Annotated in this window: 16 protein-coding genes and 7 pseudogenes; 11 read left to right on the plus strand and 12 right to left on the minus strand. The window is 69.2% G+C overall.

Features of this window, described 5'->3' with window-relative positions:
• The 4 genes and pseudogenes from Afe05nite_RS45180 to Afe05nite_RS41945 all read right to left on the minus strand — a co-directional run.
• Positions 1-145: pseudogene (locus Afe05nite_RS45180) on the minus strand (IS256 family transposase); the annotation flags it as partial.
• 710 nt (positions 146-855) lie between these two features.
• Positions 856-945: pseudogene (locus Afe05nite_RS41935) on the minus strand (transposase); the annotation flags it as partial.
• A 29-nt stretch (positions 946-974) separates the two neighbouring features.
• Positions 975-1,286, minus strand: coding sequence for a DUF6881 domain-containing protein (locus Afe05nite_RS41940; protein WP_203822933.1), 312 nt, complete (start codon positions 1,284-1,286; stop codon positions 975-977).
• A 682-nt stretch (positions 1,287-1,968) separates the two neighbouring features.
• Entirely contained in the window at positions 1,969-2,457 is a 489-nt protein-coding gene (locus Afe05nite_RS41945; protein ID WP_203822934.1) for a hypothetical protein, read from the minus strand.
• A gap of 480 nt (positions 2,458-2,937) precedes the next feature.
• Here Afe05nite_RS41945 and Afe05nite_RS41950 point away from each other — a divergent pair.
• The 3 genes and pseudogenes from Afe05nite_RS41950 to Afe05nite_RS41960 all read left to right on the plus strand — a co-directional run.
• Positions 2,938-3,456: pseudogene (locus Afe05nite_RS41950) on the plus strand (transposase family protein); the annotation flags it as partial.
• Positions 3,455-3,736 (plus strand): annotated as a pseudogene (locus tag Afe05nite_RS41955) (tetratricopeptide repeat protein); the annotation flags it as partial. The pseudogenes Afe05nite_RS41950 and Afe05nite_RS41955, both read left to right, overlap by 2 nt.
• 51 nt (positions 3,737-3,787) lie before the next feature.
• Entirely contained in the window at positions 3,788-4,519 is a 732-nt protein-coding gene (locus Afe05nite_RS41960) for a DUF2637 domain-containing protein (protein ID WP_239118621.1), read from the plus strand.
• 458 nt (positions 4,520-4,977) lie between these two features.
• Here the strand turns inward: Afe05nite_RS41960 and Afe05nite_RS41965 are convergent, their stop codons facing one another.
• Positions 4,978-5,274 carry an esterase/lipase family protein gene (locus Afe05nite_RS41965; RefSeq protein ID WP_203822935.1) on the minus strand — a complete coding sequence of 99 codons (297 nt, stop codon included), beginning with the start codon at positions 5,272-5,274 and terminating at the stop codon, positions 4,978-4,980.
• A gap of 285 nt (positions 5,275-5,559) precedes the next feature.
• On the opposite strand from Afe05nite_RS41965, the gene Afe05nite_RS41970 reads away from it, so the two are divergent.
• On the plus strand, positions 5,560-5,757 hold the full coding sequence (locus Afe05nite_RS41970; RefSeq protein WP_203822936.1) for a hypothetical protein: 198 nt from the start codon (positions 5,560-5,562) through the stop codon (positions 5,755-5,757).
• Here the strand turns inward: Afe05nite_RS41970 and Afe05nite_RS41975 are convergent.
• Positions 5,754-9,851, minus strand: a complete 4,098-nt coding sequence (locus Afe05nite_RS41975) for a hypothetical protein (protein ID WP_203822937.1) — start codon at positions 9,849-9,851, stop codon at positions 5,754-5,756. The two genes, Afe05nite_RS41970 and Afe05nite_RS41975, sit on opposite strands and share 4 nt — an antisense overlap.
• Before the next feature lie 250 nt (positions 9,852-10,101).
• Positions 10,102-10,880 (minus strand): annotated as a pseudogene (locus Afe05nite_RS41980) (transposase family protein).
• A gap of 173 nt (positions 10,881-11,053) precedes the next feature.
• Between Afe05nite_RS41980 and coaD the strand changes: the two are divergent.
• Entirely contained in the window at positions 11,054-11,491 is a 438-nt protein-coding gene (coaD, locus tag Afe05nite_RS41985) for a pantetheine-phosphate adenylyltransferase (RefSeq protein ID WP_239118622.1), read from the plus strand.
• Between the two features lie 6 nt (positions 11,492-11,497).
• Here coaD and Afe05nite_RS44385 read toward each other — a convergent pair whose 3' ends face one another.
• From Afe05nite_RS44385 to Afe05nite_RS44390, 3 genes and pseudogenes are all read right to left on the minus strand, one after another.
• Positions 11,498-11,713 carry a hypothetical protein gene (locus Afe05nite_RS44385; protein ID WP_438869812.1) on the minus strand — a complete coding sequence of 72 codons (216 nt, stop codon included), beginning with the start codon at positions 11,711-11,713 and terminating at the stop codon, positions 11,498-11,500.
• Positions 11,714-12,026: 313 nt separating this feature from the next.
• The gene (locus tag Afe05nite_RS41995; protein ID WP_203822938.1) at positions 12,027-12,713 is read right to left on the minus strand and encodes a PilZ domain-containing protein; all 687 of its coding nucleotides are present in this window, start codon (positions 12,711-12,713) and stop codon (positions 12,027-12,029) included.
• Between the two features lie 458 nt (positions 12,714-13,171).
• Positions 13,172-13,606: pseudogene (locus tag Afe05nite_RS44390) on the minus strand (sigma factor-like helix-turn-helix DNA-binding protein); the annotation flags it as partial.
• Between the two features lie 464 nt (positions 13,607-14,070).
• On the opposite strand from Afe05nite_RS44390, the gene Afe05nite_RS42005 reads away from it, so the two are divergent.
• The 6 genes from Afe05nite_RS42005 to Afe05nite_RS42030 are packed head-to-tail and all read left to right on the plus strand — an operon-like array spanning position 14,071 to position 18,480.
• Entirely contained in the window at positions 14,071-14,682 is a 612-nt protein-coding gene (locus Afe05nite_RS42005; protein WP_203822940.1) for a DJ-1/PfpI family protein, read from the plus strand.
• Between the two features lie 8 nt (positions 14,683-14,690).
• Positions 14,691-15,686 (plus strand): ABC transporter substrate-binding protein, encoded by a 996-nt coding sequence (locus tag Afe05nite_RS42010; RefSeq protein WP_203822941.1) that lies wholly within the window; start codon positions 14,691-14,693, stop codon positions 15,684-15,686.
• Complete coding sequence (locus tag Afe05nite_RS42015; protein WP_239118624.1) at positions 15,683-16,756, plus strand: FecCD family ABC transporter permease; 1,074 nt, start codon at positions 15,683-15,685, stop codon at positions 16,754-16,756. The genes Afe05nite_RS42010 and Afe05nite_RS42015 overlap by 4 nt, the downstream gene beginning before the upstream one ends.
• On the plus strand, positions 16,753-17,085 hold the full coding sequence (locus Afe05nite_RS44785; protein ID WP_203822942.1) for an ATP-binding cassette domain-containing protein: 333 nt from the start codon (positions 16,753-16,755) through the stop codon (positions 17,083-17,085). Before Afe05nite_RS42015 ends, Afe05nite_RS44785 begins: the two co-directional genes overlap by 4 nt.
• Complete coding sequence (locus Afe05nite_RS44790) at positions 17,073-17,528, plus strand: ABC transporter ATP-binding protein (protein WP_203822943.1); 456 nt, start codon at positions 17,073-17,075, stop codon at positions 17,526-17,528. The genes Afe05nite_RS44785 and Afe05nite_RS44790 overlap by 13 nt, the downstream gene beginning before the upstream one ends.
• Positions 17,518-18,480 (plus strand): GlxA family transcriptional regulator, encoded by a 963-nt coding sequence (locus Afe05nite_RS42030; protein ID WP_203822944.1) that lies wholly within the window; start codon positions 17,518-17,520, stop codon positions 18,478-18,480. Before Afe05nite_RS44790 ends, Afe05nite_RS42030 begins: the two co-directional genes overlap by 11 nt.
• A 324-nt stretch (positions 18,481-18,804) precedes the next feature.
• Here Afe05nite_RS42030 and Afe05nite_RS44400 read toward each other — a convergent pair whose 3' ends face one another.
• Entirely contained in the window at positions 18,805-19,350 is a 546-nt protein-coding gene (locus Afe05nite_RS44400; protein ID WP_239118626.1) for a cold-shock protein, read from the minus strand.
• Positions 19,339-19,530: pseudogene (locus Afe05nite_RS42040) on the minus strand (cold-shock protein); the annotation flags it as partial. The pseudogene Afe05nite_RS42040 and the gene Afe05nite_RS44400, both read right to left, overlap by 12 nt.
• Between the last annotated feature and the right edge of the window lie 7 nt (positions 19,531-19,537).

Raw genomic sequence — 19,537 nt, forward strand, 5'->3', positions numbered from 1 at the left:
GATTCTTGGTGAGCAGTTTCAACAAACCGTTCGGACCGGTCAGCTCCAGCCCGCGAGCCTTCGCCTCGGCCACCATCGCCGCCGCGGCGGCCTGCTCGCGCGACAGCCGCCGCCCGTCACCCTCGATCTTCTCCCGCGGACTCACAACCTTCGATGCCATCACTCACAGTGCCCATCCCGCCAGGCCATCCGCCTGGCGTGTCGGGCCAAAAACACCGCTCCCGGCACAGTCCCTGCGTCAGCCCTCGCGGGCAATATGGGCTGGTTCGCGTAGTGATCACACGGAAACGTCGCCTATTTGAAGAATCGGCGACGATGGAGTATCGGCCTTTGTCAATCTCCGGACACAGGTGTTCATCGATGCAAAGTGGCCGCTGAACAGAGGTTATTGATTGGCGGCATTATTTTTCCGGACCCTGGGCCGCCGTGGGAACACCGCCGCCCCAAGGAGGGAGGCCGTTCCGGACGCGAGCTTGGTTGCCATGGCAGCTGAGAGACAGCGCGATGGCCTCAATTGAGACTCGGAAGACCAAGAGCAAGATCACTCGGTATCGGGTGAAGTGGCGTACCGGTGGAACCCGTGAGGGCGCCTGGGACGGAACCACCTTCGGCGCCCATGCTGACGCCAAGCGTTTCAAAGCTCTGGTCGAGGTGCATGGCCATCAGTGGCCACCGGCCAGCGTGCTCGTTGCTCAGGGATTCGCTCACCTAGCACCGGGCGCCATAGCGGCACCGATCGCTGCGCTAGCGGACGAGAAGGTCGCTGCTGTAGCGGACGATAAGCTTAAGGTCGTAACGTTCGCGTCGTTCGCCGTCGAGTATGCACCGTCCACATCACAAGATCAGCGACAGAGCCCGGATCTTGACGTTGATCGCGTCGAGGAAAACGACCGGGTAGACGCGGTCGAGAGGCCGCTTCTGCCATTCGGTCATGCCGTCCATGAGATCTCGGCGACGAGTTCTTCGACCCCCAGCTATCGCGGCATCGGCCTATGCCTCTGTCGCCGCCCGCCACACCCTTTCGAAGTCGTCTCCGGTGGTTTAATTGGTTCGAAGTCGTCCAGTAGGGCGATGTCCTCGAAGGTGCCCACGGGAACTTCGCTAAGCATTGTTGAACCGGTAGCAACCGTCGGGCCGGCGTAGTCCGCGTGGCCATCCCGATAAATCTCCACCTTGCGCCGTTCGTAATCGTCTTCGTCGATTTCGCTGTACAGCTCGACGGGCTCGTCGGGTAGGTCATGCAACCATCGCACTTTCCAGTACCGCATCTCATCTGCGTCACTCACCGCCGCCTCCTCCTCCTGCTTCGCCACCCGCGTTCGCGCCGTACGATACGATGCGCCCGCTGACATCAAGATTCTCAGAGTTGCGAATCACGAAGACGCCCGGGCGGCCGGGCAGCCGGGCTACACATCAAGCCCTCCGACGTTGATCTGCACGTAAAGGGTGACCCTTTGGGACTGCCCCGGGACTGCCCCGATATCAGGGGTTGCCCGACAGCGACTAGACCAGGAGAGCTTTGCGGCCGTACCACCGGAACGCCGAGCTCGCCACTACCTCAACATCACCCACGCTCACACCCAGATCGGCAACATCGAGAAGGCAAGCAAAATGCTTCTCGAAGGCGACCGGCTCGCTCCGTCGGAAATGCGGTGCGGTCTGCTGGCCCACGAGGTCCTCGCCGATTTACTGCGACGCACCCGGGGAACCCCGCCGACGCCCATTGCGGAGCTGGTCCGAACAGATGGGCGTAAGCGTGCTGGGCAGCCTCATCGATGACGCTATCCGCCCTGTCGTTGCCGCAAAGCGTCGCTCCACGCCGGGGCTGCTCCCTACGCCCTCTTGTCCCGACGAAATTCGAGCCACGCAGGAGCAACGGAACACCTAGTCAGATCATGCGCAAGCGTCCCGGACCCGCTTGAATCACGATTGAGAGGCTTCACTGAGCCGGCGGGAAACAGCTCGCGGCTACTGCGGGTTCTTGAGGCGATGGTCCTTCAACCGGGCATTGAGTTCCCGGCCAGCCCGGGCGGACAGGCTCTCCGGGCCAGGTCGGTAGCCGCCGAGGATGTCAACCGTGACTTCGCGGGTTTTGGTGTCGGTCGGGCGCCTCCATTTGATCACGGGGACGACAACCCCCGCCGCGCCCGACGGGCCCGAGGTCGGGCGACCGGTCTCGATCCTCTCGATCTCAGTCCAGTTGATCTTCGTGGTACGGGCAATGCGGCGGACAACGACCCGCTCAGACTCGATGTAGACACCCGCGATGAGGGCGCGGATCGCGAAACCCCACATATATATCGCCATCAGACCAAAACCGACGCCCACGCCGACGCCAGCACCGTCCGTCGGCGGCATGAGCTTGGAGACCGCGATGGCTGTGCATATGCCGGCCAGGCTCGCCGTGCAGAAGCCGAGCACAATATTCCAGAACCATGACCGCCAGACCGACTTCATATCTCCGGGCTCCAGCCGAACTCACCTATCACGCGATCGACGCACAAGCATACGCGGTCACCAATCATGGGCCGCAGCCTGTTTCGCAACAAAAGACGGCGCCGTCCAGGTGCCACCTTGGATTGTTCAAGACCACATACCCATTTCGTTCCAGGCATCCGTTTGAACAGTCTTCATAAAGTCACGACCGGACCTCGTCACCCATTGCATCGGTGGCACTGGCGCACCCTTGATACCGCCGAGCTTGCCGTACTGAGCCATTCGGAAAGCACCACCCAGGCCGACAGTACCGGCCGTCACTACTCCGTCGACAACGATCTCCTTCTTGTTCTTTTCCCAACCACCCTCATCATCACAGCCATTTTCATCGTGAGGGTATAGAGGTCACGGGCAGTGTGGGTGGCCGGTTTCCACGTAGGACGAGGCTCCCGGTAAGACAGCAATCGCCCAAGATCAGATGCCCCAACCGAGAGCCTCGCTGTGCTGTCTTACCCTGCCGCGATTCCGCTGTCCACCCGCAGCCTGAACCACCTCGCCGACCTCATCCGAGCTCACCGCACCCAGCGCCGTTCCCGATGGCGGCGCCTCGAACCCGGCCGGCAAGCCCTGCTCGCCCCAGCCCACCTGCGCAACGGCGACACCCTGACCCACCTGGCCGCCGGCTTCGAGATCGGTGTCACCACGGCCTGGCGATATGTTCGCGAGGCCATCGACCTGCTCGCCGCGACCGCCGATGACCTGACCACGGCGATGACCAGGATCCGGCTGCTCGCCTACACGATCCTCGACGGCACCCTGATCCCGATGGACCGGGTCGCCGACCAGAAACCCTACTTCTCCGGCAAGCACCGCCGCCACGGTGTCAACGTTCAGGTCATCGCCGATCCGGCAGGCCGGCTCGTTTGGTCGTCGATGGCCCTGCCCGGCGCCACCCACGACCTGACCGCGGCCCGCGCTCATGCCATCATCCAGGCGCTGATCAGCGCGAATGTGATGACTCCTGAGCGCCTACGCCCGCATCGCCGAAATCCTCGAAACCGACCAACCTGATCAGGCCATCGCCGCGCTCGAACAGGCCATCGAGCACGACCCGGTCAACGAAGAGCTGTACCAGCGGCTGATGCGCATCCACGGCCGCCTCGGCCGACCCGACGCCGTACGGCGCACCCTGCACCTGCTGGAGAACCGGCTCGCCGAACTCGGCGAATCCGAACCCTCCGAAGCCACCTGCCGCGTCGCTGCCCGCCAGCTGAAGTCCAGCGTCAGCACCCACCGATGACCAGCTGGCCACCTCGCCCGCAGCCCTCTCGACACGGGCGGAGCTGAGCAGATGTCTACAACGACCCTTCATCCCGGGCTCGACATCCCCGGCGTGGACGCAAGCGATCGCGGCGCCCGTCCGGCCGGAATGGACCTCGTTCAGCTTCGACGGTTCCCATGGGCGGTCCGGGCCGCCCTCGTCCTCGGCGTTGCAGCGTCTGTGTCCGCGAACATCCTGCACGCACGCGACAACCCCATCGCCCAGACCATCGCCGCGTGGCCACCACTCGCGCTGATGCTCACGGTCGAACTGATCTCCCGCGTGCCGATCTACCGTCGTATGCTGGCCGCCGTGCGACTGCTCGCCACCGCCAGCATCGCCGCATACGTGTCCTGCTTCCACATGGCCGCCGTGGTCGCCGAGTTCGGCGAACATCAACCCAATCCCTACCTGCTGCCGGTCTCCGTCGACGGCCTGATCGTCGTCGCCTCCGTCTCGCTGGTCGAACTCGCCGGACGCGTCCGCACGATCCGCAACGAACACTCCCCCGCCCAACGGGCACGCCCGGCCCCCGCGCACCTACCACGTCCGCCGGAAGTCGAGACCCAATCTGTCGAGGACCGTGCCACCACGAGTGCGACCAGAACCTCAGCCACCGAATCGGTTATCACGCCACACGCCACGCCACCATCCGCAACGGCGACGCCACCAGCCCCGCCGGATACACCACCCGCCGAGCCGCCGATCGAACCTCTCTCCAGTGAACAACCGCTTGCTGACGAACCGGAGGATTCGAAATAAGGGTCAGGGCGACGCAATCGACCCGGAACTTGCAGCACTACTGCCGGCCGCCCGTGCTGCCCGCAACACCCTCCGCGACCAACGCCGAGGCCTGACCCGCGACGCCCTTGCTGCACAGCTCCGTCGCGACGGCTACACGATATGCACCAGCCGAGTCTCCGCCCTCCTGACCCTCTTACGCAGCGACACGATCACGACCACCACCGCACGGATCCCGTCAACCCACCCCTGACGACCAACGATTCGCTCCGAGTGACATTCAGACCCCGCCGGCGGCATCCGGATTTAGCCAATGGACGGGTGCTTACCGCACGCATAGATATTCGCACGTGCGCGAATCAATTGAGCTAGGCGTCTCCGCATGCGCGCACGACGACCCTGAAACAACCTTGCATGAGACTCAGAGACGTCTGATTAACATTTTTTGTGGTGTTATGAGGTTTGGGCGTTTCGCCGGATTAGGGTAGTTTCGCAGGCTGGGCGGCGGGCGAGGTTGGATCATGGCGATGGTGATCATGCTGGCGGAGTTGCCGGGCAGGGCCTCCACCGTAGGAGTGGCCGACCAGAACGACCGGCCCGGTGGTGCGCTGAGCCAGGAACGACGAGATGTACGCCGCGTCGGTAACCGGCCCGCGCAGCAGGTTCGGCGGCCCGAGCACGGTGTGGCCCTGGCTCTGCAGTTCGGATGCGACGGCGTTCCAGCTCGACGCGTCGGCCCGCGCGCCGTGAACGAGAACGATGGTCGGTGTCGCCATGTCGGTCTCCTCTGTGGTCAATCCGCGAGCCCGCGACGGGACCGCGCTCAAACACCACCTTTCCCATAGGTCCGCCGAAGACGGAAGGGGGGTCAGTCTTGAACCGATGGTGAATCCGCCGCCGAACCCGCGGGGTGGTCGCGGCGACTTCCGGACCGGAACTCCACCGGAAACATGTCTGAGCTGTGAGAACTTGCCGATTGACGCGGTGGTTCGTCGCTCCGGGAGGACCGGGCAGACATAACGGAGGGGCACACTCCGCTGCCCACCCGGAAGGCGTCCGTCATGCGCGACTCCCCCGTCACCCTCGCGGCGCTGCTCTACGCAGCGACCGTCTCCGCCGCCGCCTTCACCGCGCTCATCGCGCCCACCGCCGGTCGGCGCCGCGCCGCACGGGACGTTCTGACCATTCTGGTGCGCCGCACCGAGACCACGGGACGCGAGCCGAACGGGCCCGAGCTGCCACCGGAGACGGGACCCTAGCCGCGAAGCGTCTCCGCGGGCGCGAATCCCGACACCGCCTCGGCGAACCGGGCCAGCGCCTCCGGAAACCGGTCCGCCGCCACCGGCAGCGGGTCCCCCCATGCTCCGTCGACGAACGCCTCGGCCAGCAGCCGGCAGGCCGAGGCCGGGTCGGCCACGGCGGCCAGGGCGATCTGGGCGCGGGCGCGGTCCTCGGGCCGCTCGATGGCCGCCACCGCCCGGGTGGCGTCGGCGATCAGCTCGTGCGTTAGGGCGGCTCCGCCGATGTCGCCGGCCAGCGGGATGAGCGACGTCAGGGTGCGGGCGCGCAGGCCGGGAAGCTCGATCGACGGCACGAGCCTCCTCACCTCGGTGGCGAGCCGGCGCGCGTGAAGCCGTCGGCCGGCGGCGAGGAACGCCCGCAGGAGGGCGTTCAGGGTGACGACCCGCGCGCCGGGGTCGCCGGCCGACCGAGCCACCCGTTCGGCCCGCTCGATGTCACCGGCCGCCACGGCGGCGCCGATGAGCCGATCGATCGCCTGCAGGCTCTGGCCCGCGCCGGCCATCGAGGTGGCCAGCCGCTCGGCCCGGTCGGCCTCACCGGCCTCGACCAGCGGCGCAATGAGCGCCACGGTGGCCTGTGCCCGCCATCCCTCGGAGGTGATCGCCGCGGTGATCCGCTCGGCCCAGCCGTGGTCGCCGACGGCGCCGGCCACGGCCCGGACCAGCGCCGTCAGCGCTTCGGCCCGGCGAGCCGGGAAGGGGATGGTCCCGGCCACCTGCTCGGCCTCGGCGGCCAGCGCGCGGGCGTGGTCGAGATCGCCCGCGGCGGCAACCGCCTCGGCCAGGCGGCTCTGCGCCTCGGCCCGGCGCGCCGGGTCGGTGACCGACCGGGCGTCCCGCTCGGCCTCGGTCGCGAGGATGCGCGCCCGCTCGGCGTCACCCTGGCCGGCGAACTCACCGACCAGCCCGATGAGAGCCTCCGCCCGGCGACCGGGTTGGCTGATGTCGCGGGCCGTCTGCTCGGCCCAGCCCGGCAGCCCGATGGCTGCCGCTCCGCGGGCGATGGCGGCGAGGGCGCGTCCCTGATGGCCGGGATAGCCGATGCCCAGGGCTATCTGCTCGGCCCGGTCGAGGTCCCCGGTGGCGCAGGCGGCCTCGGTGACCACGGCCAGCGCCCGCGCCCGCAGCTCCGGCTCGGTGATCGCGGCGGCGAGACGTTCGGCCCGGTCCACGTCGCCTGTCGCACACACCGCACCGATCAGGCTGACCCTCTCCGCGGCCTGCTGGGCGGCCGGGACGGTCGACCGGGCGGCCTGCTCGGCAGCGACGGCCAGCGTCCGGGCGCGGTCGTGGTCGCCGCCCTCGCCGGCCGTCCGGGCCAGCGCGGCCAGCACTTCCGCCCGGGCGGCGGGGACGGCGACGGCGGCGGCGATCCGATCGGCGTGCCCGGTGCGACCGTCGCGCGCCGCCGCCGTGGCGACCACGATCAGCGCGCGTATCCGGGCGTCGGTGAAGGTGATCGACAGAGCGGTGCGCTCCGCCCGCTCAAGATCACCTCCGCCGGCGGCTACCTCGGTCAGCCACGTCAGCGCCTCGCCCAGCCGTGCGGGGCTGGTGATCGTCCGGGCAAGGGTCTCGGCGGTGTCGAGATCACCGGTGCCGGCGATGGCCTTGGCAATCATGGCCAGACCCCGTTCCCGGTCCGATCGGTCGCCGACGGTGGCGGCGACCCGCATCGCGTATTCGACATCGGTCGCGAGGCAGGCGGCGTCGATGAGGCGCCCCTGGATCCAGTTGACGGAGTCGGGCCGGGCCATGGAGGCGGCCGCCTGCTCGGCGTCGTAGGCGTACGTTCGCATGTCGTTGCCGGTCGTCGCGGCGATCGAGGCCAGCTCGGTGAGCCGGAAGGCTCGCGCCTCCGGATCGGCGAGGAACAGCAGCTCCTGTTGGGCCTGGCCGAGATGGACCGGGACGCGGCCGGGCCGGCCGGCGATCACGGCGATAGTGGCCGCCTCGATCCACGCGTCGGCACAGATGATCGGGTGATGGCGGGACCGGGCCACCTGCTCCGCCTCCGCGACGAGCCGGTCCGCCGGGCCGTGGTCGCCAGCGGCGGCCGCGGAGCCGGCAACGGCGGCCAGGGCCTGGGTCCGCCTGGGATCGGTGAGATGGTCGAGGGCGATCCGCTCGGCGCGGTCGTGATCGCCGGCTTCGGCGGCGAGGCGGGCAAGGGTGAGGAACGCCACGCCCCGTCGGGTCCCGTCCGGAATCGACTGAACGATCTTCTCGGCCCCGTCCCACGCGCCGGCGCCGGCCGCCGCCTCGGCCGTATCGGCGAGCGTCATATCCCGGGTGATCGGGAAGAGGATGGACCAGGCGACCTCCTCGGCCCGGTCGACGCGGCCCTGCCCGGCGGCGGTGACCGCCAGAAGCGCCAGCGCCTTCATTCGCCTGCTCGCGTCGATGATCCCGTCGGTCAGGGCGTCGGCCCGCACCCCGTTGCCGAGCGTCTCCCAGACCGCGGGAAGATCGACCGGGATCTTGCTGTTTCGTCTCGCGAGCTGGGCGCGTCGATGCGACAGGAGCGCGAGGTCACCGAGGACCGACGGTGCACAGCGGTCCAGCAGCTCGGTCTGGGCCGTCCCGATCTCGGCGAGGGCGGCGGCGTCGCCACCGGTGACGGCTAGCAGCCGATCGTGGCGGGCCTCGTCGGTCGCGAGCAGGACCAGGCGCCGGGCGTCGTGGTGGGTGGCCAGCAGACGGGGGTAACCGGTCAGCAGATAGTCCGGGGTGTGCGCGGGCCAGGCGGGAGCGCCGTTCCGGAAACCGTCGGCCCATCGATGCAGCCGGTCCTCGTGGCGCGCGATGGCGGCGTCTCCGAGGTAGGCACGGGCCGCGGTCTGCAGCTCCTCGTGGCCGAGCAGGTAAACGTCGTGCCCGGCGGTGAGGATGCTCGAGCGGCGGTCGAAGGTGCGGCCGGGCGCGGTGTGCAGCACCTCCTCGACCTCCAGGAGCCCGGCATCGGTCAGCGCGCAGAGGTCCCGGCCGGTGAGACCACCGCGGGCGGCGGTGACCAGACCGAGGACGTCCCGTTCCAGGGTCGTCCCGGACATCAGGCGCTTGAGCTCGGCCTTGCCGAGTCGTTGCAGGTCGCGGGCGTGTGGCGAGGCCGGCAGGAGGCGCACGATGCCGGGGTCGCGCAGCGGATGCCAGTCGGGCACGTCGTCGGGGACCGGTGGGTTGGGGCGGCCCGCCACGAGGACGCGCATGCCGGACGGTGGGCGGGACGGCAGCAGGCCGGCGATGCTGCGGGCCGTCTCCCCGGTGGTGACCCCGCGGTCCTCGTCCAGGCCGTCGACGACGAGCACCAGGCGGCCGCCGACGTCGGCCCGGTTGCGGGCGGCCTGGGCGAACAGGTCGAGCAGGGCCGCGTCGCGGGTGGACTCCGTCAGACCGTCCGGCTCCTGCTGGCCCAACAACTGGCACAGCTGCTTCGTGACGACCTCGGTGAACGCTTCCCGGGTGTCCTGACCGGCCAGTCGTGCGGTGATGAAGAACGCCACCATCCACAGGCGGCCGCCGAACTCGGTTGGCGGCGCGGCGACGAACGTGGACAGCAGCGCCGTCTTCCCGGCCCACGGCCCGGCCTGCCACCAGGCGTACGCGGCGGCGCCGTCCCCGGAGCAGAAGGCGGCGAGCTCGGCGAGCTCCGCCGCGCGCCCGAACAGCTCCGGCGGAGCCACCTGCTGCCGCAGCTGTTCCAGGTAGACCGACCGGGGCAGTACACCGGCGGCAGGGCGGGGCCGTCGCGTACGACGGGCCTCGCCGCACAGCCGCACCAACTCACCGGGCCGCTCGGCGCTGCGCCCCGAATCCCGCGAGCGGGCCCGCCCGTCGAGGAACGCGACCACGAAGAGCAGCGCTCGCTCGTTGGCCAGGCTGGGGATCGCGGTGCCGCGGAACCACTCGCTGAGGGTGGCGTCCTTGAGTTTCAGGGGCTCCGGCTGGTGTGCGGCCTGACGGCAGATGGTGGCCAGGTCGGGGCGGCCGGCGGCGGCGTACAGCGCACGCAGCCGTTTCCAGAACTCCTCGGCCGGGGACGGCTGCACCATTGCACAGTAACGTCCGGACGCGACACCCACCAGGGAGCGCCTCACCCGGGCAGGCGCAGGCCGAAACCGTGCACGGCGGGGCGAGGACGCACCGCGAACATGATCATCCACAGTCGACCACGCCCGGCGATTGTGGTCGACTTCAACCCGCGGCTTCACCAACTTCGTGACAGAGCCATTTTTCAACGTTCACTAAGGGATGTCTCGTAACTCGATGACGGCTGTAGGGCCTAGCGGTGGTTTCTCGGGTTCAGCCGGCCAGGGCGATGTTGTGAAGGTGGGCGATTCCGGCGGCGGTGACGGCGAGGGTGCGGCCGGCGCGGCGGTAGTCGCGCAGGATTTTGTAGGTCTTGAGCCGGGCCAGGGTGTGTTCGACACGGGCGCGGATTTGCGGTGTCCGGTGTTGTAGTCCTGTTTCCAGGCGGGTAGTTCGCTGCCGTCGCGGGGTTTGCGGTACGGGATGATCACCTCGGGGTTGCCGCGGTAGCCGCCGTCGGCCATCACCTCCCGTCCCGCGAGTTTTTGCTCGATACCGCTGGTGCGGTAGACGATGGTGTCGTTGCGGTTGCCGGGCTGCGGGTCGCCCAGGGCGATGACCAGGCAGGTGTTCGCGTCGATCGCGACTTGCAGGTTCGCCGAGTACCGGTAGTTCTTGCTCTGCGCGGCAAGTCGATGATCCCGGGTCGGGATCAGGGTGCCGTCGACGATCGCGACCTGGCCTTTCGGGCGGCGGCGTACCGGTGCGAGGGTGAGCAGCGGACCGAGGGTGTCGATCACGCGGTGGGCGGCGGAGTGCGAGACTCCGAACAGCGGGCCGATCTGGCGCATGGTCAGGTTGGTGCGCCAGTACACGGCCACCAGCAGGACCCGATCCGGCAGGGTCAGCGCCCACTGCCGTCCTGGCCGGCCGTCGGCGATCGTGTCACCGCCACGGCGGGCGACCACCCGTACGAGGCGGTGGAACTGGGCCGGGCGTAGCCCGGTGAACGGGTGGATCAACTCCGTACGAGCAGCCGAGAACACCTGCACCCGAACATGATCAACCACCGTCCGAACCAGACGACCACCGGGTTACGAGACATCCCTTAGTGACCTGCGTTTTGGTCGCAATTTCGGGGCTCTGGCGCAGAAAGTGTGATCGATCTTGTGGTCTTCGCCTCTCCGTATCGGTGCCATCAGGCCGGTCTGGCTAGCCTGAATCGGTGTCCGACCTGACGTGGAGCGGCCGGCGCGGCGCGCATGCGGTCTATCCGGGAACCTTCGATCCCTTCACGGCCGGGCATGCGAATGTCGTGGACCGGGTGCGGCGCTTGTTCGATCGAGTCACCGTGCTTGTGGCGGTGAACGGGGATAAGCAGCCTGCTGCGACGCTGGAGCAGCGATTGGAGGCCCTGCGCTGCTTGCTCCCGACCGACTGGAGCAATGTGGCAGTAGCGGCGTGGGCGGGGCTGACAGCCGGGTTCTGTCATGCGTACCGGTCCGGTGTCATCGTCCGCGGCGTTCGGAACCTCACCGATCTCCGGCAGGAGTCTCAGCTGGCGGCGATGAACGAGGGCATGGGTATCTCCACGTTGTTGATCCCGGCGCGTCCTGAATTGGCGACGGTGTCCTCCACGGCGATGCGTGCCCTTCGCGCCTGATAAGGCTCACCTGGTCAAGAGCACGCGCTTGCGGAGCAGATCGAAGCCGGCTCGACCGTACATCTGTCGTTTGAGCATCTTGATGCGGTTGACGTTGCCTTCGACCGGTCCGGAGCTGAACGGCAGGCTCAGGCCAGCCGTGACCGCGGCGAGGTCGGTGGTCAGACCGGTAGCGAAGCGACTGATGCCGGCAATGCTGCCTCCTCGGCTGCGGTGATCCACGCGGTGAGACGTTCGCCGTGCAGATTGGTCATCATGTCGGCGAAGGAACGGACCAGCTCGACAGCGGATTGCAGCTCTGGGCAACGTGCCAGGATCTGCTGGAACTGCTCGGTGTCGCGGTCTCGCAATCGATTAGCACGGTGCCGTAGTGATGACCACGCTTGATTGTGAAGTCATCAACTCCCAGCACAGCGATGTCACCGACGGGCGGATCAGGCAATGCACGCACCCCGCCCGGCCGGAGCGATGCTGGGTGATGTCCGCGACGCATGGCTGGCCGCTTCTCCCGCCGCGACAACACCATCTCAGCACGCTACGCGGCAGGGAAACTGGTCGGGATGTCGGCGGTCGCCGCAGCCGGCCGGTGCAGGAAACCGAACAGCAGTCCGAGAGCACTGCCACTCGGATCCAGGAATTGCAACCGTACGTCCCCGGGTTCGGTGCCCGAACCAGCTACCAGGCAGCCCAGACGGGCAACCCGTTCACCGAGGATCAGATCGATGGAAACCTGCTCTCCGAACACGAAGAGCGGATCATCAGACGTATGTTTGGCGATAGCTTCAACTGCTACGAGGATTCGCGCGCCGCCCAGTGACAGGTCCTTCGTGTGTCCCCAGAGCGGGCGTCCGGAGACGTTCGTGATCTCGGCTGGCACCCGTAGATCGGTACGGACGCTGCCTCGTCGCTCAACACCTGCCTTCGAACGCTCGATACGCACGTACAGGCCGGGCTGCTCGCCCTCCGGTACCGCTACCACCACGGCCTCGGCAAAGCTGCCTCGACGGTTCTGCGTCCACTGCATCTGCACGGGGGTGCCCACCGGGACCCTCAAGGCGCTGCGGCCGATACGGGCCAGGTCGTCGGTATGCCGGCTCACTTGCGATGTGTATGCCGGGCCGCCCCGAAAGGACACGTAGACCTTGTCTGCGTTCCATGGCATGGGCTCTTCCTGAACCACGTCGCCGCCGAGCGGTACAGGTTCTTGATAGGTCGTTGTCACCGTTACTCCAGTGGTTGATCAACCGGGTGCTGACGCGTCTCATCCTTCAGTCGGCACATGTGGCGGCGTTGAAAGTGTTCTGGGTATTCACCACACCGAACTCAACGGTCTGACATTTCCTCTGCCACTACCGATTCATACTCGCGGGTATGCCGACTGGAAGTGCAGCCGCCGGATGATCGCCGCCGCGATGGCCTGCCAGGCCATCGGTGTGATCACCGCAGGCGACCATCAGCGCGCGTCGCGGTTCACGCCCCTGCTGCGCGGCGTCTACCCCCAATACCGGGCCGGCCAAGCTCCGTCCGTCCGCGGGCCGATGAGCCTGTCGCCTCCCCCGCCATGCCAGGTGCTGCAATCCATCGACGCGCACCTGCCCGTGACCGAGCGGCTGCGCTACCGCACCTGCACCGCCACACCCAACCCGCCGGCGGAGAACTCCGCCGCCGACCGCGGACCTGGCGGTGTTCCAGAGCGACGACGAGATCTTCGCGGGCGCGGGCGACCCGCGACCGGATGGTGCCGACCGGGCAGCCACACACCTGGGCCGCCTCGGTGTACGACAGACCTGCGACCTGGGTGAGGAGGAAGGCCTCCCGGCGGTCATCGGCGAGGTCGCTGATCAACTGGGTCAGCGCATGCCGGACGTGGTCGGCGGCGACCCGGCGGGCAATCACGAACAGCCAGGTACGCACGGAGGATTCGCCCTTGAACGCCGGCAGGGCGCGCATGACCCGCAGGTAGGTTTCCTGCGTCAGATCCTCAACCTCGGCGGGCGCGCACAGCGGGGCAAGGAACCGCGCGATGTCACCCTGGGTCAGCCGGATGAGGTCGGTCAGGGCGTCGCGGTCACCGCGGGCTGCGGCACGGGCCAGACCGGCGAGGGCCTCGGTCACCTCAGGAGCACTCACGGTGGGTAGTACGGAGGCGGGGCCTCATCGTTCATCACGATCCCCTTCATGGTGAACGTAGATATGTTGGCTGGTTCACCATCTCCGTGGCGGCGGCGTCATCCGCCAGCGTTCGGTGCGGGCCTGACCTTGCCGACGGTCGGCTGGCCGATGGCACAGCGGCTGGCGATCCTCGGCCACGACGAGGTTCGGCGGTAGCGATGGTCGGCGCGGGGTCTCACCGCGTACCGTGCCGGTCCTGCAGGTGGGTCCGGCTCCCACACCCGGTTCGCGGGAACTGCCGGGGGCGTTCCGGCGACTCATGGACAGGGGGCAGAGCGCCCGATGCCGTGGCGTGAAGCGGGCGCACCTTGGCCTGCGGGCCACTTTCGTCCGTCCGGCGGACACGGTGAGCTTGACGTTGCGCGGAGCGGACGTGAACGGCGTCCGCCGGTGGCGCTGGAGGTTTCGTGCGAGTGGATGTGCTGGTCTTCGATGGCGTGGACGACCTGGATGTGACCGGGCCGTTCGAGACGCTGTCGATGGCGCGACGGGCCGGGGCTGACGTTTCGGTCCGGCTGGTCGCCGAGGATGAGCGGACGGCCGTGACGACGGCGGGCGGACTGCGGTTGGGGCCGGTGTCGCCGTGGTCGCCGGTGGTGGCCGATGTGGTGCTGGTGCCCGGCGGCGGCCTGGCGTCGTCGCAGCGGCCGGGCGTGGCCGTGGAGCTCGGCCGGGGACAGATCCCCGCGGCCTTGCGCGAGGCGGTGCGGCCCGGTCTGGTCCTCGCGTCGGTGTGTACGGGAGCTTTTCTGCTGGCCGCGGCGGGAGTGCTGGGCGGGCGGAAGGCCACCACCCACCACATGACGATGAAAGCGCTGGCCGAGGCCGGTGCCGAGCCGGTGGACGCGCGTGTCGTCGACGACGGAGACGTGGTCACGGCCGGCGGGGTCACGGCCGGGTTGGATCTGGGTCTGTGGCTGCTCGAGCGCTTCCACGGCCCGGAGATCGCGGCGCGGGTCGCCCGCGGTCTGGAGTACGAGCGGCAAGGAGCCGTATGGCTGGCCGGGAGCGTCGCATGATCAGGAGGGTGGGGACTCTGGCTGTCTGCCTGGCTCTGGCCGGCTGCGGCGCGGCCGGAGAAGCGCCCTCGGCCGACGCCGTAACCGCGGTGACGGTCAAGGACTGCGCCGGTCAGGACATGACCTTCACATCCGTGCCGCAGCGCGTGGTGGTCCTCGACGGCTATGCGGCGCAGTCGATGGTCCGGCTCGGTCTGGGCGACCGCGTCGTCGGTGTCGGGTTCACCAAGCCGTTCTCGGTGGAGAAGGGGCCGATCCAGGCTGAGTTGCAGCGCCTGCCGGTGCTGGCGGCTGACAGCGTGCCACCGACCGAGATCGTCGCGGCGCAGCGACCCGACCTCGTCCTGACCGCCTTCGCCGATTTCGGCGGGGCCCCCGGATCGCCCAAGGAAGCGGACCTGGCGACGATGGACGCCCAAGGCCTGGCGGCGTGCACGCCGACCGCGACCTCACCCACCGAGGCGGCGAAACCGCTGACCGACCTGTCGCCGACCTACGACTTCCTGCGCAGGATCGGGCAGGTGTTCCGTATCGGGAACCGAGCCGAACAGCTGATCAGCGAGCTGCGGGCCAGGGAGCAGGCCGTGGTGGCCAAGGCCGTCGCCGGGCCGAGGCCGCGGGTGTTGATCCTGCCCGACAACCCGGTCGCCGGTCAGCCGGTGCCCACCTCCGGTCCGGCGACGATCGCCAACGCGCTGGTCACCGCGGCCGGTGGCACGAACGTTTTCGCCGACACCGCCGGCATGCACTCCCAGGTGTCGCCGGAGATGGTCGCCGAACGTGACCCGCAGGTGATCCTCGTGATCACCGACTACAGCTTCGCCAAGGCCAAGGGGCAGGCGCTGGTCGATCAGGTCCGGGCCAACCCGCTGCTGGCCGGCACCACTGCGGTGCGGACCGGACGGGTGTTGTCCGCTTCGCAGTACGTGGCGGCGTTCCCGAGTCCGCTCAACGTCGACGCGCTCGAGCAGATCGCGGGCGACCTGCGCGTGGACGGCCCGTGAGCGTCACCGGCGCGACGGCAGTCCGGTTCCGGCTCCGGGTGGGCACGGTGCCGTACGCCGTCGTTCTCGGTGTGCTGAGCGCCGCGGTGCTGGTGTCGGTGGTCATCGCCACCGGTATCGGCCCGGTGCGGGTGCCCGCCGATGAGGTGACGCGGGTCCTCGTGCACCACCTCATCGGCGGGGCCGACACCGCGTCCACGGCCGATCTGATCGTCTGGCGGTTGCGGCTGCCCCGGGTGTTGCTGGGTGCGCTGGTCGGTGCCGGGCTGGCGCTGGCCGGCGCGGTGGTGCAGAGCGTGGTGCGCAACCCGGTCGCCGACCCGTACCTGCTGGGGCTGTCCTCGGGTGCGTCGGTCGGTGCGGTCCTGGTCATCACGACCGGGGTGAGCATGCTCGGAGCGCTCACGCTGCCGGTGGCCGCCTTCGCCGGCGCAGCCGGGGCGATAGCCGTGGTCCTGTTGCTGGCCCGCCACCGCGGCCGGCTCCTGCCGTTGCGCCTCATCCTGGTCGGCGTCGCGGTCGGGCACCTGCTCGGTGGTTTCACCTCGTTCCTGCTGACCCGGGCCGAGACGTCCTCGGCCCAACAGCAGATCATCTTCTGGTTGCTCGGCGCGTTGTCGGGTGCCCACTGGGGGCTGCTCGGCGTGCCGGCCGTTGTCGTGACGGCCAGTTGCCTGCTGCTGGTGATCCGGGCACGCCGGCTCAACGTGCTGGTGCTGGGCGACGAGGCCGCAGCGGCGCTGGGCGTCGACGCCAGCCGGCTGCGTCGGGAACTCCTGCTGGTGACCACCCTGCTGGTCGGCACGGTGGTGGCCGTGTCCGGCGGCATCGGCTTCGTCGGCCTGATCGTCGCCCACCTGGCCCGCATGCTGGTCGGCGCCGACCATCGGCGGATGCTGCCGGTGACCGCCGCGCTGGGTGCCCTGTTCCTGGTGTGGGCGGACGTCGCGGCCCGCATGCTGATCTCACCCACCGAACTCCCGATCGGCATCCTCACCGCGTTCCTCGGCGTGCCGTTCTTCCTACTCGTCATGCACGCCCGCGGGCTCGCCGCGGAGGGAGCACCATGAGCCTCGACATCCGGGCAGTCTCGGTCGCCCTGGGCCGTACGCAAGCGCTGAAGGAGGTGTCGCTGAGCGTGCCCGAAGGCTCGTTCACTGCGCTGCTCGGCCCCAACGGCAGCGGCAAGTCGACGCTGCTCCGGACGATCTACCGGGCCCGTCGACCCGACTCGGGACAGGTCCTCGTCCAGGGCACCGACATCTGGGCGACGCCGGCGTCCTGGTCCGCCCGGCACACCGGCGTCCTGGCCCAGGAGCAGCATTCCGGCTACGAGTTCACGGTCACCGAGACCGTCACCATGGGCCGTACCCCCACCTGCGGGGCATGGACCGGCTGACCGCAACCGATCACGACGTCGTCCGGCAGGCCCTCGACGCGACCGGGCTGGGCGCCTTCGCCGAGCGACGGGTGGCCGAGCTCTCCGGCGGTGAACGCCAACGGGTGCTGCTCGCCCGCGCCCTGGCCCAGCAGCCGCGCATGCTGGTGCTCGACGAGCCGACCAACCATCTCGACATCCGCCACCAGCTGGACATCCTGGAACTCGTCCGCGACCTCGGGATCACCGTCGTCGCGGCGCTGCACGGCCTGGACCTCGCCGCCCGCTACGCCGACACCGTCGTAGTGCTCGACGCGGGCAGCGTGGTCGGGCACGGGACACCGGCCGACGTGCTGACCGTCGACCTGATCCGTGACGTCTTCGGCGTGGCGGCCGAGATCGGCCCGGCCGGCAAGGGCACGCTGCGTATCACCACCGGCCCGCTGCTAACCCATGCCCGCTGAACCACACGTCGTCGCCGTGCTCGCCCTGGACGGCGTCGTCGGCTTCGACCTAGCCATCCCCTGCCAGGTCTTCGGCAGCACTCGGCTGGCCGAGGGCGAATACCCGTACGAGGTGCGCGTCTGCGGCGTCCGGCCCGCGGTCGGCGCCACCGCGTCCGGCACCGGCTATTACAAGATCCAGGCACCGTACGGGCTGGAGGCCGCCGCCGACGCCGACACCATCGTCGTGCCCGGCCTGGCCATCCCCCGCCGGGCCCCGGCCGAGGTGCTGGAACTGCTGCAATCGGCGGCCGCGCGCGGCGCGCGGACCGTCTCGATCTGCACCGGCGCGTTCGTCCTGGCCCAGGCCGGGCTGCTCGACGGCCGGCGCGCCACCACCCACTGGGCCGCGGCAGCCGAACTCGGCCGCGGCCACCCCTGCGTCGATGTCGACGCCGCAGCGCTGTTCACCGCGGACCATCCTGTGTTCACCTCGGCCGGGGTCGCCGCCGGTCTCGACCTGTGCCTGCACCTGGTCCGCCGCGACCACGGCGCTGCGGCCGCCGCGCGGACCGCCCGGGTCGTGGTCATGGCACCCAGCCGCGAGGGCGACCAGGCCCAGTTCATCGATCACGTCCCGGCCGGCAGCGACGGCTCGCTGGCACCGACCCTGGCCTGGCTGTCGCGGCACGCGGGCGAAACCGTCACGGTGGCCGACATCGCCCGGCAGGCCCGGGTGAGCGTCCGGACGCTCACCCGGCGCTTCCGGGAACAGACCGGCAGCGCACCGCTCGCCTGGCTGCATGAGCAGCGGCTGCTGCTGGCCCGACGGATGCTCGAGACTACCGACCTGCCGATGACCGCCGTCGCCGAGCGCAGCGGCCACGGCTCGGTCACTGCGCTGCGTGCCCACTTTCAACGCGAACTGCGGACCAGCCCGGACCGCTACCGGCGGAGCTTCGGCGCATTCTGAAACGGTGGATCAGTGAGCCGCTGGAGGAGTCGCACCGGTGCGTCGACCCGCCGGCTGCGTCGGGCAGTCAACGCAATCTGGACGCTCGTCCGTTACGAGGTTCGACATGAGGTCCTTCTACCGCATCGCTCACCAACTCGTGACGCTTTCCGACTCGTCGGCTCGCCGTAAACCTCCGCTGCTCGCCTGACGTAACTGCGGATCAGCTCGGCGGCGTCACCAGTAGCGACGATCGGCGTGTTCCGGTGTGTACGAACCGGTGAGGGCTGGTGCCGAGACCGACGGCGCGTTATCGGCGGCAGACATCCCATGTGTTCAGAGGTGTCAGAGGCGCTCCACGCGGTCGGCCTGCGGGCCCCGGTCGCTCTGACGCACCGTGTACCGGACCTGGTCGCCCTGCTTCAGCGGTTCCGACCCGGCGATCACGGATACGTGGACGAACAGGTCGTCGCCTCCGGCGTCCGGGGTGATGAACCCGAACCCGCGGTCGCCGTCGTAACGTGCGACGACGCCGTGGCCCGCGCGCGCGGGCACGCCCCGTGCCGGCGGTTTACTCCCGGCGGGTGGCGGCCCGGCCGGTGCCGGGCGTCGCGGTGGCGGCGCGGGCTCGGCCCCTCGGACCAGCTGCACGTCGCTGGCCTGCGGGCCCTTGTCGCTGCTGACCACCTCGTACGCCACGCGGTCGCCCTCGGTCAGCCAGGTGAGGCCCTCGGCCAGGGACCGGGCGTGGACGAAGACGTCCCCCGTGCCGGAGTCCGGGGCGATGAAGCCGAAGCCCTTGTCCTCGTCGTACCAGGAGACGGTTCCGTCCCCCCCGTCGGCACCGCCGGCCGTGGCGGACAGGCCGGCCCCAGGACCGAGCGGAATCACGTGCGCGGCCTGCGGGCCGCGCTCGCCCTCGACGACGACGAAGGCCACCCGCTGCCCTTCGCTGACCACGCCGCCGGTCACGATGGCCGAGCTGTGCACGAAGATGTCGGGGCCACCGCCGTCTGGCGATGCGAACCCGTACCCCTTGGTCGGCTCGTACCAGTTGACCGTGCCGAGCAGGCCCACG

This window comes from Paractinoplanes ferrugineus (assembly GCF_016862195.1).
GTDB classification, from domain to species: Bacteria; Actinomycetota; Actinomycetes; order Mycobacteriales; family Micromonosporaceae; genus Actinoplanes; species Actinoplanes ferrugineus.

Excerpts from the sequence above, each read along its gene's own strand:
- Afe05nite_RS41970 (WP_203822936.1), top strand. The coding sequence starts at position 5,560 with ATGCGCGACTCCCCCGTCACCCTCGCGGCGCTGCTCTACGCAGCGACC.
- Afe05nite_RS42030 (WP_203822944.1), top strand. The coding sequence starts at position 17,518 with ATGCCCGCTGAACCACACGTCGTCGCCGTGCTCGCCCTGGACGGCGTC.
- Afe05nite_RS41965 (WP_203822935.1), bottom strand. The coding sequence starts at position 5,274 with ATGGCGACACCGACCATCGTTCTCGTTCACGGCGCGCGGGCCGACGCG.
- Afe05nite_RS41975 (WP_203822937.1), bottom strand. The coding sequence starts at position 9,851 with ATGGTGCAGCCGTCCCCGGCCGAGGAGTTCTGGAAACGGCTGCGTGCG.
- Afe05nite_RS44785 (WP_203822942.1), top strand. The coding sequence starts at position 16,753 with ATGAGCCTCGACATCCGGGCAGTCTCGGTCGCCCTGGGCCGTACGCAA.
- Afe05nite_RS41945 (WP_203822934.1), bottom strand. The coding sequence starts at position 2,457 with ATGAAGTCGGTCTGGCGGTCATGGTTCTGGAATATTGTGCTCGGCTTC.
- Afe05nite_RS44790 (WP_203822943.1), top strand. The coding sequence starts at position 17,073 with ATGGACCGGCTGACCGCAACCGATCACGACGTCGTCCGGCAGGCCCTC.
- Afe05nite_RS41960 (WP_239118621.1), top strand. The coding sequence starts at position 3,788 with ATGTCTACAACGACCCTTCATCCCGGGCTCGACATCCCCGGCGTGGAC.